This is a genomic window from Bradyrhizobium sp. AZCC 1588, from assembly GCF_036924735.1.
GTDB lineage: Bacteria > Pseudomonadota > Alphaproteobacteria > Rhizobiales > Xanthobacteraceae > Bradyrhizobium.
The window spans coordinates 5,658,419-5,671,622 of sequence record NZ_JAZHSC010000001.1; the positions used below are offsets into that span (position 1 = coordinate 5,658,419).

Here is a 13,204-nt window from a genome sequence, read left to right on the forward strand (position 1 = left end):
GATGGACGTCGTGTTCCTCGCGCGCATCCAGTTTGCCGCCAATATCACGTTCCACATTCTGTTCCCCTCGATTTCGATCGCGTTGGGGTGGGTTCTGCTGTTTTTTCGCCTGAAGCACCTGCGCGCGACCGATCCGCAGCAGAAGCTGGATTGGCTGGGTGCCTACCGGCTTTGGACAAAAGTATTCGCCCTGACGTTTGCGCTCGGGGTCGTCAGCGGCGTCACCATGAGTTTTCAGTTCGGCACCAACTGGCCGGGCTACATGGAGCGCGTCGGGAATATCGCCGGCCCATTGCTCGGCTATGAAGTGCTGACCGCATTCTTTCTGGAAGCGGGTTTTCTCGGCGTGATGCTGTTCGGCCACCGCCGCGTCGGCGAGATGGTTCACCTCGGATCGACCTTTCTGGTCGCCCTCGGTACGCTGCTGAGCGCGTTCTGGATCCTTGCTCTAAATTCCTGGATGCAGACGCCGGCGGGATACGAAATCATCGATGGCCAGTTTCACGCCAGGAACTGGCTGGAAATCATCTTCAATCCGTCCTTCCCGTATCGCCTGACCCACATGGTGCTGGCCTCCGCGCTGACCTGCGCGTTCCTGCTCATCGGGATCAGCGGCTGGCAACTTCTGAAGGGCGTCGCGACCGAGAGCGCATCACGCGTGCTGCGGACCGGGCTCGTTTTCGCTGCCCTGGCCACGCCCGCACAGATGGTGGCCGGCGACCTTCATGGGCTCAATACACTTAAATATCAGCCGCAGAAGATCGCAGCGATGGAAGGTGTCTGGGAAACAACGCGGGGAGCGCCGCTTCTCCTGTTCGCGATCCCGGACGACGTAACGAGATCAAATCGTTTCGAGCTGGCCATACCAAAACTCGCGAGCCTGATCCTCCGACACGACGCTGACGGCGAAATCAAGGGACTGAACGAGTTTCCATCGGCCCATCCGCCGGTCTTTCCGGTGTTCTGGTGCTTCCGGATCATGGTGGGGATCGGCATCCTGATGCTGCTGGTCAGCTGGATCGGCCTGTGGAGACATTGGCGAGATGGCTTGGATTTTGGCCGGATGCCGCGGCCCATGCTCAAGTTGTTCGCCGCGATGACCTTTGCCGGCTGGGTCGCGACCATTGCCGGATGGTACGTCACGGAGATCGGACGCCAACCCTTCATCGTTTCCGGCCTCATTCGAACGAGCGACGTCGCCTCGCGTGTCCCGTCGTCGAGCATTGCCCTGACGCTCGGTATCTATATTGCGCTCTATGTTGCCTTGCTCGTCGCCTATGTCGGCGTTCTGAAATACATGGCGGAGACGGCGGACAAACCGAAGGGCGTGATCGGTCCGGAGGACCTCGCTGGCGGCCCGCGCCAGTATCAGCGCGAGGGAGAATTCGCATGATCTCGATGTCTTTCGACGAACTGCTTCCGCTGATCTTCATCGGGCTGATGGGCGTCTCGCTGCTCGTCTACGTCGTGAGCGACGGATACGACCTTGGGGTCGGCATGTTGATGCATCGAGCGACGCCTGACGAGCGAGATACCATGGTCGCCTCCATCGGCCCGTTCTGGGACGCCAATGAAACCTGGCTGGTGCTCGGCGTCGGCCTTCTTTTGGTTGCCTTTCCGAAGGCGCATGGGCTGGTGCTGTCGGAACTTTATCTGCCGACCGCTCTCATGCTGATTGGCTTGATCCTGCGCGGCGCGGCCTTTGACTTCAGGGTCAAGGCAAAGACCAACCGGAAAGCGATGTGGGATCGCCTGTTCATTGCCGGGTCGATGCTGGCATCGGTGTGTCAGGGATGGATGCTCGGCCGCTATATCAGCGGCTTCGGCGAGGGCTGGAATTATCCGGTCTTTGCCGGTGCAATCGCGGTGGCGCTGCCGATGGCCTACGCGCTGCTCGGTGCCACATGGCTGGTGATGAAGACAGATGGGCAGCTCCAGGACAAGGCGATCCAATGGAGCAAGATCGCTTGGCCGCCCATGGTGCTGGGTCTGATCCTGATTTCGATGGCAACACCGTGGATCAGCGAGACCGTTCGCGTCAGGTGGTTCACCCTGCCGGCGATGATCGCGGTGGCGTCGATCCCGATCACGGCCGCAATTGCGCTGTTGACGGTGCGGCTCCTGCTCGGCTCGCAAGCCGTGCATGGCAGCCTGTGCTGGCTGCCTTTCGCGCTGCTGGTGCTCGTCTTCTTCCTGAGCTTCCTCGGGCTCAGCTACAGCATCTATCCCTTCATCGTGATCGACCGGCTCACCGTCTGGCAGGCCGCCAGCAGCCCCGAATCGCTCAAGATCATCCTGGTCGGGGTTTGCATCACGCTGCCCGTCATTATCGCCTACACGGGATTTTCCTATCGCGTATTCCGAGGCAAAACCATAGAGTTGGACTATGCCTGAGTGGTCGTCGGTTGTAGCCGACACTCCCCGGATTTGTTTGGTTCACAGCATGACGGACCTTCCATCCCTGGTGGACGTCAAGGGGAAGCCCGAAGTCAGGTCGGCGATCCCCAATTCGACGCGCTGGCTGGTTCGCGGAACAGCCGCCCTCGCGCTGGTCGTGGCCGCTTCGTGGCTCGGGTATACCGTTGCTTTCCAGCGTGGACTGGATCATGTGCACATTGCCGCGCAGCAGCGGCTGGCGATGGAAGCAGCAAGATTAGACGGTCATCTTTCGAGATTTGAATTCTTGCCGTCATTGCTGGAGACATCACCGAGCGTCTTCCAGCTGCTTGGCTCTTCCCAGGATGCCGCGCTGCAGCAATCGGTCAGCCTGTACTTGAAATCGATCAATCTGCTTGCAGGAGCCGACAACCTTTACGTTTTAGGTGTTTCGGGCGACACCTTGGCGGCGGCCGATTTCGAGCAGCCAGGCACGCCGGTTGGCCGAAACCTTTCGTACCGCCCATATGTGAGCGAAGCTCTCGCCAGCGGCCGAGGGGCGTTCTTCGGTATCGGTATTACGAGCGCGCGCGCCGGCTATTATCTTTCTTATGCCCTAAAGGATGGCGGGGCGACCCGCGGGGTCGCCGCAGTCAAGGTCAATCTGGATTCGTTCGAGCGTGAGTGGCGCAATGCTGAAGGCGACATTCTTCTGCTCGACGAGCGTCAGGTCCCTATACTCGCCTCCCGTGACGAGTGGCGCTATCGGCCAATGGCGCCGCTGTCGGTTCAGATGCGTGATGACATTTCTCGATCCAAACCTTACGGCAACCACGACCTGACGCCGCTCGGATGGACCGTGGTCGCGCAATCCAAAGGCGGCGCGCGTGTCACGACCGAGAGCGGAACCGCTTATGCGGTCAGCGAGCTTCCAACTAACCGAGGTCTCTGGAAGCTCGTCCTTCTCGACGACGAGGCGCCGATACGGCAGACCGCGCTGGTAATCGGTGCGATGTCGGGCCTCGCCTCCATGGTTGCGTTGCTGGCAACTGGGCTCGTGCTCCAGCGCCGGAGAGAGATCAGGCAACGCCTGGCCAATCAGGCTGCGTTGCAGGCCGCGCACGACATGCTTGAGACCAGGGTGCTGGAGAGAACCGCCGAACTGCGGGCTGCACAGGATGAACTTGTCCATGCCGGCAAGCTGGCTGCGCTCGGCCAGATGTCCGCCGGCATCGTGCATGAATTGAACCAGCCATTGGCGGCCCTGCAGACTGCCGCTGACAACGCGATCTCGTACGTTGACCGCGGTTCCATCGGCGATGCCCGTGGCAATCTCACCCGGATTGGCGAATTGGTGCGTCGGCTCGGGCGCTTGACCAGCCAGCTGCGGGTCTTCGCCTACAAGTCGAGCAGCCCGCTCGATACGGTCTCCGTCGAACATGCGCTGGCTGAATCCCTCAAGATACTGGCCGGGCGTGTCAAAGAGGGAGGAGTCGATGTTGTGACGGACATCGAGGCGAATCTCTGCGTGCTCGCCGATCAGACGCGACTTGAGCAACTGTTGTGCAACATCGTGGCGAATGCGCTGGACGCGGTGGAGAGCATAGACCAGAAGTCCATCCAGATCCGGGCGAGGCGAGAAGACGGACAGCCCGCCCGTTGCCGCATCGCCATCAGCAACAGCGGTCCGGCAATTGCGCCCGATGTTCTCCAGCGCATGTTCGAGCCCTTTGTGACGACCAAGCCTGCAGGAAAAGGGCTCGGCCTTGGACTGATGCTCTCCAACCACATCGCGCGCTCTTTCGGCGGCGAATTGCGCGCGCGAAATCTCGGGCCATCCGGAGCCGAATTCATTGTGATCCTTCCACTAGCCGACGTAGCAGGGGCTTCGCATGGGCGATGACCAATCCATTGGCGTGATCTACGTCGAGGACGATGACGATGTCCGGATCGGCGGCGTTCAAGCCCTCGAGCTTGCGGGATTTTCGGTTTCGGGCTTTGTCTCAGTCGAAGCCGCCGATGGAGCTCTTCGCTTCGAAATGCCATTCGTCGTGGTCTGCGACGTGCGCCTGCGCGGCAAGAGCGGGCTTGAATGGTTGTCTGATCTGCGGCGGCTGGATCAGGATTTGCCGGTGATCCTGATCACCGGGCACGGCGACATTTCGATGGCCGTACAGGCGATGCGTAACGGCGCCTACGACTTCATCGAGAAGCCATGCTCTTCCGAACAACTAGTTTCTGTTGTGCGTAGGGCAGTCGAAAAGAGACGGCTGACCCTCGAGGTCCGTTCGCTGAGATCCGCCTTGGCGGATCGCCAGGGCATCGAGGCAAGCCTGCTGGGCCGATCGCCGCAGATCCAGGAAGTGCGCAGGCTGGTCTCCACGCTGGCTTCGACCAATGTTGACGTCACGATCTATGGCGAGACCGGAACCGGCAAGGATGTCGTCGCGCGCTGCCTGCACAATCACAGCGTACGACGGGGCGGACACTACGTCCCGGTGAACTGCGGGGGGCTGCCCGAGTCGCTGGTCGAGAGCGAGCTGTTCGGCCATGAGGTAGGCGCATTCACCGGCGCTACGCGTCAGAGGATCGGAAAGATCGAATACGCGAATGGCGGAACGCTGTTCCTCGACGAAATCGAAAGCATGCCGCTGAGCGTGCAGGTGAAGCTGTTGAGATCGCTGCAGGATCGATCTATCGAGCGCGTCGGCTCGAACAAGCCGATCGCCGTGGATTGCCGCGTGGTAGCGGCGAGCAAGGTGAACTTGCTCGAGTTGAGCGACAAGAAGGTTTTTCGCGCCGACCTCTACTACCGCCTGGGCGTCGCCTTTATCGAGCTGCCGCCGCTTCGGGAGCGGCGCGAGGATATTCCGTTGCTGTTCGAGCATTTCACGCTGGATGCCGCCCGAAGGTTCGAGCGTGACGCGCCGATTTTGGACGACAAGACCATGTCCGCGCTCTTGGCCTATTCGTGGCCGGGAAACGTGCGGGAGCTTCGCAACGTCGCCGATCGGTTTGTGCTTGGCGTTCTCGATAGCAAGGCGATCAACAAGTCCGGCTTTGGCACATCGGATGTGTCGTTGCCTCGACAGTTGGAGAACATCGAGCGATCTATCATCGAGGACGGGCTGCGGCGCAAGCAGGGCGACGTCCAGGCAACTGCGGCTCTCCTGGGCATCCCAAAGCAGACATTGTACGACAAGATCAAGCGTCTTTCGGTGAATGTTGATGGTATCCGCGAGGGCTCAATCATTCGCTCTGGATCCTGACGATGATGAGTCAGCCAGGCGCGCCATCCCGATGGGCTTGCCGGCCGATGTCACGCGATCGCTCCGACATGCGGGCGCATGGCGTCTAACAGACGGAAGGGCGCCGGGTTAGAAGCGCCCGGGGACAGGAAACAACAAGCATCCAGTTTGCAGCGAGGGTAACTGATGAATCGGCCATTCAACATGCCGGACGAATTTGTCGACGGGTTCATGAAGGCGGGCGCGAGCCTGTGGCGGTCTCTGGGGTGGATACCGGGCGCCGATGGAGATGGTACGAAGTTAACTTCCGCCCTGGGTTCGCCGGGACGCATCGCAGAATTGCAGGCCGAGCATCTGATGCGCATGTACCAACTCACCGAGCACGTCATCAAATCGGCCGCAGGCGTTCAGGCCGAGGCCGCACTCGAACCACCGCGCGGCGATCGCAGGTTCAGCGCAACGGAATGGCGGGACAACGCGCTCTACAGTGTGCTGAAGCAGGCCTACCTGCTGAACTCGCGCTATTGCGTCGATTTCGTCGAAGCGCTGGATCTGGAGGAGAAGGAAAAACGCCGCCTGCGCTTCTTCACGCGCCAGCTCTCGAGGCGATGAGCCCGACGAACTTTGTCGCCACCAATCCCGACGTCATCAAGCTGGCGACGGACACCGAAGGCAAGAGCCTCAAAGCCGGTTTCGACAATCTGATCGCAGATCTCGGGAAAGGCAATCTGACGATCACGGACGAGAGCGCGTTCGAGGTCGGAAGGGATGTCGCGGCATCCAGAGGGGCGGTCGTATTCGAGAACGATCTTTTTCAGCTCATTCAGTATGAACCAGCGACGGAGCAGGTCGCTGTGCGGCCTCTGCTGATCGTGCCACCCTGCATCAACAAGTTCTACATTCTTGACCTTCAGCCGAGCAATTCCTTCGTCCGCTTTGCGGTCGAGCACGGCCTGACGGTCTTCGTTGTTTCCTGGCGTAATCCGGATGCCTCTTGCGGCCATTTTGGATGGGATGACTACGTCGAGCATGGCGCAATGCGCGCCATCGAGATCGCCCGATCGATTTCCGGCGCCGACAAGGTCAACGTGGTCGGCTGGTGCGTTGGAGGAACCATCCTGTCATCGGCACTCGCCATTCTCCGGACGCGAGGCGATGAATCGGTCGCTAGCGTGACGTTGCTGACGACCATGCTGGATTTCCGAGAGCCTGGCGATCTCGGCGTGTTCGTGGACGAGGAGAGTGTGCGGCAGCGCGAGCAGACGATCGGAAACGGCGGCATCTACCGCGGCGCCGAACTGGGTTTCGTCTTCCAGACCCTACGTTCGAAAGAGCTGATATGGCCGAACGTGATCAACAATTACCTCAAGGGGAAGCCGCCGGAGCGTTTCGATCTTCTGTTCTGGAACGCCGACGTCACCAATCTGCCGGGACCGATGTATTGCTGGTACATCAGGAACATGTACCTGGAGAACAATCTCCGGGAGCCGAACCGGCTGACGATGTGCGGCACATCAGTCGATCTGGGGCGGGTCGATCTACCTGCCTATGTCCTGGCTACCGTCGAGGATCACATCGTGCCCTGGCGATCGGCCTATCGAACGACAGGCCTGTTCAGCGGCGACATTCGCTTTGTCCTTGGCGCGAGCGGGCATATTGCGGGCGTGATCAATCCGGCATCGAAAAACAAGCGAAGCTACTGGGTATCTGCCGATCGATGCGACGACCCGGCAACGTGGCTCGCAGGTGCGGATGAGAAGCCAGGCAGTTGGTGGAACGACTGGATCGCTTGGCTAAAGCCGTGGGCGGAAGAACAGCAGCCGGCGCGCACGCAACTCGGCGGCAACCTCTATCCGCCCGGCGAATCTGCACCCGGGCGATATGTGAAAGCGAAGGCGAGTTGACAGCAGCTATGGCGCGCATGCCTCAAAAATCGGTTGTGAGAGCGTGGTCGCTTACTCGCGCGAACATGTCAAAGCTGCAGTTTCGCCTTGGTGATACGCATCGATCTGCAGAGCAAAGAGATTTGGGCATCCAACACGATTCGAACGTGTGACCTTGCCTTCGGAGGGTGATGCTCATTCTTCGAGCCCAATATGGGCCGAAGCTTTCGCAAGCCTGCGGTCTGATAGCGCAATGCCAACCTCGGAATCGCCGCCCGCAGGTTTCCTTGCTCTATCACCGCCAAAACTACGATGGTGCTTGTTCTATCCTATGCGTAGCCAGACCAGCACGTTACTTTGCGGTCGAGGCAAACGGGATTGGTAGAGAGGGTCGGAACTAGCGCGGTACTGCACGAGCTCATTGGGTACTGCAATGCTGTACCGGAGAAGGCGCGGCACATCGAGGGACGAACAGATGATCGACTTAAGCACTTGAAATGAAAGGAAAATGACCCAATAGTCAGCTTCGAATTTCTGTCGGCCCAAAAATCAGCTATTCCCGATCGGACGATAAAGCGAAATAACATCAACATGTTAGCGCATCGATTTTGCATTGCCCCCATGATGAATTGGACCGGGACATCTCAAAAAGCGAAGTACAATCAGCACTTAAGGCCTGAGCCCATCGCCCGTGTCGTACCGAATGAAGTACCGCACCGTTGATGAGCGTTCTTTAGCCGACGAAGTTCGGCTTCCTGTTACGTTCGGCGGCAGTGGCGTATCGCAGCGGACTGGGCCAAGCTACTTAGTTGCCCTCTTCGAATAGAGAGCCGATCGAACACGCACGCGCGATGCTCGCGGAATGAGCAGCGACGGAATGTCGCTAGACGCCCGCTTGATTGCTCGCCGCAACGCAAACTGACAAGTCAATCACGACGCTCATCCGCAGGGTTGAAGAACTGTGATCCGTACGTTCGCCATGTTTTTACCCTTACCTGCCGAGAAACGTCGGGCGGCGCTTGGCAACGAAGGCGGCGATGCCTTCCTGCGCATCGTCCGAACGGCTCGCCTGCACGATCGAATCCTTTTCGGCGTCGAGTTGATCGGAGAGGCTGGTCTCGAACGACTGGCGCAGCATGCGCCGCACGGCGCCATAGGCGCGCGTCGGTCCTGCAGCAAGCGACGCTGCGAGCGCCGCGGCTTCGGTTTCCACCGCCTCGGAGGGAGCGAGCCGCGTGACCAGTCCAAATTCAAGCGCTTCTTGCGCGGTGAGGCGGCGGTTGAGCAGGAATAATTCCTGCGAGCGCCTCATTCCGACCATGCGCGGCAGAAACCAGGTATTGCCACCGTCGGCCGTCAAACCGAGCGCGCCGTACCCGAGTGCAAATCTCGCATCATCTGCCGCGACAACAATATCGGCAGCATAAAGCAGCCCGAGCCCGCCGCCGCCGGCGGCGCCGCGCACGGCCGCCACGACCGGCGCATCGATGCCGGTCAGCCGTTCGATCGTCAGATGATAGGCGTCGATCATGCGGCGAAGCCGGTCCGGCAATTGCTCGCGCGCGGTGCCGGCGAACAGGCCGAGATCGCCGCCGACGGTGAAATTTGCTCCGTTGCCGGCGATTAGCACGGCGCGAACATCGGCTCGCTCGGCGATCTGCGTTGCGGCCTCCGCGAGATCGGCGGCCATCTCCGCGTCGATCGCGTTGCCCTTGTCGGGGCGGTTGAGCCGCAATGTCGCGATACCGTCCTTGAAATCGAGCAGCACGGTCCGCAGCGGCCCGGCCGCGTCATGCCAGCGCGCGGTGTCGGTATATTGCTCGAGCGATCTGATGCGTCCCTGGTCGATCGTAATGAGATGTGCGAAGGCGGCATCGAGCGGCGCGCCGCTTTGCTTGCCGCGTCCGCGATAACGCCCGGTCACCAGCAGCCGGCCATCGGCGAGATCGAGAAAACGTTCAGGCTCGGCGTGCGCCTCGAAATGACGGGCGATGGCGCCCCAGCCGTCCCGCCGCATCGCCGCTGGGCCGGCACGTTCGCCGCCAATGCCGAACGGCATGCCCTCGGCAATGCGGCCGGAGAAATCCGGATGCAACAGGGCGTCGAGTTGCTCGCGGTCACCGGAAGCGAGCGCCGCATATAGCGCGCGGGCGAGGTCGGCTGCGTTTTGGCGTTCCATCCTCTGATCCTTTTTTCAGGTGCTTTGTTCCCGCCGGGCCTGACACGGATCGGGTTCGCGCGTCGAAAATTTGCCCTTGAAGCGGCCGAGTCTCGGTGCTATTAGTTAAACGGTCGGTCGGATTATTTTTACCGCATGCCGAAGGCCTGCGCAAGAGGGGCCGCGGGCGGAGTTATGGGAGATGCAGCGATGAACGTAGTGCCGCGCGCGTCGCAGTGGGATCAATTGATCCGGCCGGATCGGGTGCACGGCTCGCTCTACAGCGATCCCGCGATCTTCGAGGCCGAGCTGCAGAACATCTGGTACCGCAGCTGGGTCTATGTCGGGCACGAAAGCGAGGTGCCGAACGCCAACGACTACGTCGTCAAGTCGATCGGCCCACAGTCCGTGATCATGACGCGCGACGAGCGGGGCAAGGTCAATCTCCTGCTCAATCGCTGCTCGCACCGGGGCAACCAGGTCTGCTCCTATGACAGGGGCAACGCGCGCTCCTTCACTTGCCCGTTCCATTCCTGGACCTTTGCCAATGACGGCCGCCTGGTCGGCTATGCCTTCCCGGACGGTTATGAAGGCCAGGACAAGTCAAAGCTGGCGCTCGGCCGCGTCACCCGCGTGCAGTCCTATCGCGGCTTTGTGTTCGGATCGTTCGCGGCCGAAGGCCCGACCTTGGAAGAGCACCTTGGCGGCGCCGCCGAGACCATCAATCGTCTGGTCCGGACCTCGCCGGAAGGTGAGGTCGAGATTACGGCGGGATTCCTCAAGCATCGCGTGAAGGCGAACTGGAAATTCATTCTCGAAAACGAATGCGACGGCTATCATCCGGCCTTCGTGCATTCCTCGATCTTTGGCGTGGCCGACAGCGCGATCGGAAAGCTCTATGGCGGCGCCTCCACTGCACTGACGCGGGACTACGGCAACGGGCATACCGAGATCGATTTGCGCCCCGAATTTCGCAAGCGCGGCCAGCCGATGAGCTGGTTCGGCACCACGGAGGAGCGGTTGCCGGACTACGCGGCGCGGATGAAGGCCGCCTATGGCGATCAGCAGGCGCGCGAGATCATGATCGACGGCACGCCGCATGTGATGATCTTTCCGAACCTGTTCATCGCGGAAATCCAGATGTTCGTGATCCAGCCGCTGGCGGTCGACGACAGCGTGCAGCATGTCACGGCGCTCCAGTTCAAGGGCGCGCCGGACCTCAACAGGCGGCTACGCCAGCAAACCATGGGATCGGTAGGTCCCGCCGGATTTCTGCTGGCCGACGATTCAGAGATGTATGAACGCTGCCATCGCGGCGTGCTGGCGCGCAGCCCGGAATGGATCTTTCTTGGCCGCGGCGAGAAGCGCGAGCGTCACGACGAACTCGGCTTCAAGGTCGGCCATGTCACGGACGAGATTCCGTCGCGCGGCATCTGGCGGCATTATCGCAGCCTGATGGAGTCCAAATGATGCTGTCGCGCGAGAGCACCGCCACGATGATCGATGCCGTGACCGCCTTCATCTACAAGGAGGCGCGATTGCAGGACGAGCACCAGTACGAAGCCTGGGAGGCGCTGTGGACGGATGACGGCGTCTATTGGGTCCCGGCCAACGGCGCCGACATCGATCCCGAAAAGGAAATGTCGATCATCTACGACAACCGTTCGCGCATCTCGCTGCGGGTCAGGCAATTGCTCACCGGAAAGCACCACACCCAGACGCCGCAGTCGCGGCTGCGCCGGCTGGTCTCCAACATCGAACTGATGGATCCCCCGCCGGGCGGCGATATCGCGGTCGCCAGCAACAGCCTGATCTTCGAATCCAGCCTGCGCGACGACACCATCTGGGCCGCCCGCAACGAGTATCGGCTGCGTTATGTCGATGGCGAACTGCGGATGGCCTGGAAGAAAGTGATCCTGGTCAACAACGACAAGGCGCTGTTCACGCTCTCGTTCCTTATCTAGCCGTCGGGAATCTGGCCATGATCGACAAGGGACCTGTTCTGCTCGATATCGCCGGCGGCATTGCGCGGCTGCGGCTCAACCGGCCCGATGCCGCTAACGGCATGAGCCTGGAATTGCTGAGTGCGCTGTGCGACGCCATCATGATCTGCCATGGGAGGGCGGATCTGCGCGTGGTGCTGCTCAGCGGCGAGGGCGCCAATTTCTGCGCCGGCGGGGACGTGCGAGCCTTTGCGTCAAAGGGCGAGAAGCTGCCGGACTATATCCGGCAGGCGACCGCCTATTTGCAGAACGCAGTGACGGGCTTGCTGCGGCTGGAGGCGCCGGTGATCGCTTCCGTGCACGGATTTGCTGCCGGTGGCGGCGGGTTTGGCCTGGTGTGCGCGTCCGATATCGTGATTGCCGCTGAGTCCGCAAAATTCCTGGCGGGCGCGACGCGCGTGGCGATGGCGCCGGATGCCGGGGTCTCCGTCACGCTGTCGCGCCTGGTTGGGTTGCGCCGGGCGATGTCGATCCTGCTCACCAATCCGGTGATCTCCGCGGCCGAGGCGCTGGATCTCGGGATCGTCACCAAGGTTGTCCCGGACGGAGAACTTGCCAGTGCATCATTGGCGCTGGCGAGCGAGTTAGCCGAGGGCGCGCCAAAGGCGCTCGCCGCGACCAAGCGGCTGGTATGGGCCGGGGTCGGCACCAGCGTCGAACAGTGCCTGTCGGAGGAAGCACGGACAGTGTCCGAATTGTCCGGCATGGCTGACGCGCGCGAAGGTCTCGCCGCGGTGATCGAACGGCGCAAGCCGAAATTTACGGGACGCTAGCGCGTGGCGGCCTCCGGCACGCTGCCCTTTGGACGCCTTGACGGCCGCCGCGCCTTCGTCTCGGGCGGCGCGCAAGGCATTGGTGCTGCGATCGTGCAAAGCCTGGCCGGCGCCGGCGCCAGGGTGGTGATTGCCGATATCGATATCGCGGCCGCATCCGAACTGGCCGGGCAGACGGGCGCGATCGCAGTCAGGCTCGATGTCGGCGAAACAGCCATGGTGCAGCAGATCATGGCGCAGCATGGTCCGTTCGACATCGTCGTCAACAATGCCGGCATCGACCAGCACGCGTTCTTCACTGACACCACTCCGCAGGATTGGACGAAGCTGCTCGCAGTCAATCTGGTCTCGGTGCTTGCCTGTACCCACGCTGCGTTGCCCGCGATGCAGGGGAGCGGTTTCGGGCGCATCATCAACATCACTTCGGAAGCTGCGCGGCTGGGCTCGAAGGGCGGTGCGGTTTATTCCGCCGCCAAGGGCGGCGTGATCGCCTTCACCAAGAGCATCGCGCGCGAGAACGCGCGTTACGGCATCACGGCGAACGCGATCGCGCCGGGCCCGATCCGCACGCCGATGCTGGAGCAAGCGGTGGCAAAGGGCGGCGAAAAAATCCTGCGCGCCATGACCGACGCAACCTTGCTTCAGCGTCTTGGCGAACCGGAGGAGATTGCCGCAGCGGCGCTGTTCTTGGCCTCCGATCAGGCCGCCTACATCACGGGCGAAACGCTTGGCGTCTCCGGCGGCATGGGAATAGGCGCCTGAG

10 protein-coding genes and 1 pseudogene are annotated in these 13,204 nt (G+C 61.4%); 10 read left to right on the forward strand and 1 reads right to left on the reverse strand.

The window, feature by feature from the left end; all coding sequences use genetic code 11:
• Position 1: 1 nt before the first annotated feature.
• From V1277_RS26310 to V1277_RS26335, 6 genes and pseudogenes are all read left to right on the forward strand, one after another.
• Positions 2-1,393, forward strand: coding sequence for a cytochrome ubiquinol oxidase subunit I (locus V1277_RS26310; RefSeq protein WP_334418808.1), 1,392 nt, complete (start codon positions 2-4; stop codon positions 1,391-1,393).
• Positions 1,390-2,394 (forward strand): cytochrome d ubiquinol oxidase subunit II, encoded by a 1,005-nt coding sequence (locus tag V1277_RS26315; protein WP_334418809.1) that lies wholly within the window; start codon positions 1,390-1,392, stop codon positions 2,392-2,394. Before V1277_RS26310 ends, V1277_RS26315 begins: the two co-directional genes overlap by 4 nt.
• A 49-nt stretch (positions 2,395-2,443) precedes the next feature.
• Positions 2,444-4,279: a sensor histidine kinase gene (locus V1277_RS26320; protein ID WP_334418810.1), complete on the forward strand. Its 1,836-nt coding sequence runs from the start codon at positions 2,444-2,446 to the stop codon at positions 4,277-4,279.
• Positions 4,269-5,645, forward strand: a complete 1,377-nt coding sequence (locus tag V1277_RS26325; RefSeq protein WP_334418811.1) for a sigma-54-dependent transcriptional regulator — start codon at positions 4,269-4,271, stop codon at positions 5,643-5,645. Before V1277_RS26320 ends, V1277_RS26325 begins: the two co-directional genes overlap by 11 nt.
• A 342-nt stretch (positions 5,646-5,987) precedes the next feature.
• Positions 5,988-6,505, forward strand: a pseudogene (locus V1277_RS26330) (class I poly(R)-hydroxyalkanoic acid synthase); the annotation flags it as partial.
• Positions 6,497-7,528 (forward strand): PHA/PHB synthase family protein, encoded by a 1,032-nt coding sequence (locus tag V1277_RS26335; protein WP_334420457.1) that lies wholly within the window; start codon positions 6,497-6,499, stop codon positions 7,526-7,528. The pseudogene V1277_RS26330 and the gene V1277_RS26335, both read left to right, overlap by 9 nt.
• A 970-nt stretch (positions 7,529-8,498) precedes the next feature.
• On the opposite strand, the gene V1277_RS26340 is transcribed toward V1277_RS26335, so the two are convergent.
• Positions 8,499-9,686: an enoyl-CoA hydratase-related protein gene (locus V1277_RS26340; protein ID WP_334418812.1), complete on the reverse strand. Its 1,188-nt coding sequence runs from the start codon at positions 9,684-9,686 to the stop codon at positions 8,499-8,501.
• 189 nt (positions 9,687-9,875) lie between these two features.
• On the opposite strand from V1277_RS26340, the gene V1277_RS26345 reads away from it, so the two are divergent.
• The 4 genes from V1277_RS26345 to V1277_RS26360 are packed head-to-tail and all read left to right on the forward strand — an operon-like array spanning position 9,876 to position 13,203.
• Positions 9,876-11,135 carry an aromatic ring-hydroxylating oxygenase subunit alpha gene (locus tag V1277_RS26345; protein ID WP_334418813.1) on the forward strand — a complete coding sequence of 420 codons (1,260 nt, stop codon included), beginning with the start codon at positions 9,876-9,878 and terminating at the stop codon, positions 11,133-11,135.
• Positions 11,132-11,629, forward strand: a complete 498-nt coding sequence (locus V1277_RS26350) for an aromatic-ring-hydroxylating dioxygenase subunit beta (RefSeq protein WP_334418814.1) — start codon at positions 11,132-11,134, stop codon at positions 11,627-11,629. Before V1277_RS26345 ends, V1277_RS26350 begins: the two co-directional genes overlap by 4 nt.
• A 17-nt stretch (positions 11,630-11,646) precedes the next feature.
• The gene (locus V1277_RS26355; protein WP_334418815.1) at positions 11,647-12,441 is read left to right on the forward strand and encodes an enoyl-CoA hydratase/isomerase family protein; all 795 of its coding nucleotides are present in this window, start codon (positions 11,647-11,649) and stop codon (positions 12,439-12,441) included.
• Positions 12,442-12,444: 3 nt separating this feature from the next.
• Complete coding sequence (locus V1277_RS26360) at positions 12,445-13,203, forward strand: SDR family NAD(P)-dependent oxidoreductase (RefSeq protein WP_334418816.1); 759 nt, start codon at positions 12,445-12,447, stop codon at positions 13,201-13,203.
• Position 13,204 lies beyond the last annotated feature (1 nt).

Bases quoted from the DNA above. Each gene is read 5' to 3' on its own strand.
- V1277_RS26320 (WP_334418810.1), top strand. From the start codon at position 2,444: ATGACGGACCTTCCATCCCTGGTGGACGTCAAGGGGAAGCCCGAAGTC.
- V1277_RS26355 (WP_334418815.1), top strand. From the start codon at position 11,647: ATGATCGACAAGGGACCTGTTCTGCTCGATATCGCCGGCGGCATTGCG.
- V1277_RS26350 (WP_334418814.1), top strand. From the start codon at position 11,132: ATGATGCTGTCGCGCGAGAGCACCGCCACGATGATCGATGCCGTGACC.
- V1277_RS26315 (WP_334418809.1), top strand. From the start codon at position 1,390: ATGATCTCGATGTCTTTCGACGAACTGCTTCCGCTGATCTTCATCGGG.
- V1277_RS26340 (WP_334418812.1), bottom strand. From the start codon at position 9,686: ATGGAACGCCAAAACGCAGCCGACCTCGCCCGCGCGCTATATGCGGCG.
- V1277_RS26310 (WP_334418808.1), top strand. From the start codon at position 2: ATGGACGTCGTGTTCCTCGCGCGCATCCAGTTTGCCGCCAATATCACG.
- V1277_RS26345 (WP_334418813.1), top strand. From the start codon at position 9,876: ATGAACGTAGTGCCGCGCGCGTCGCAGTGGGATCAATTGATCCGGCCG.
- V1277_RS26325 (WP_334418811.1), top strand. From the start codon at position 4,269: ATGGGCGATGACCAATCCATTGGCGTGATCTACGTCGAGGACGATGAC.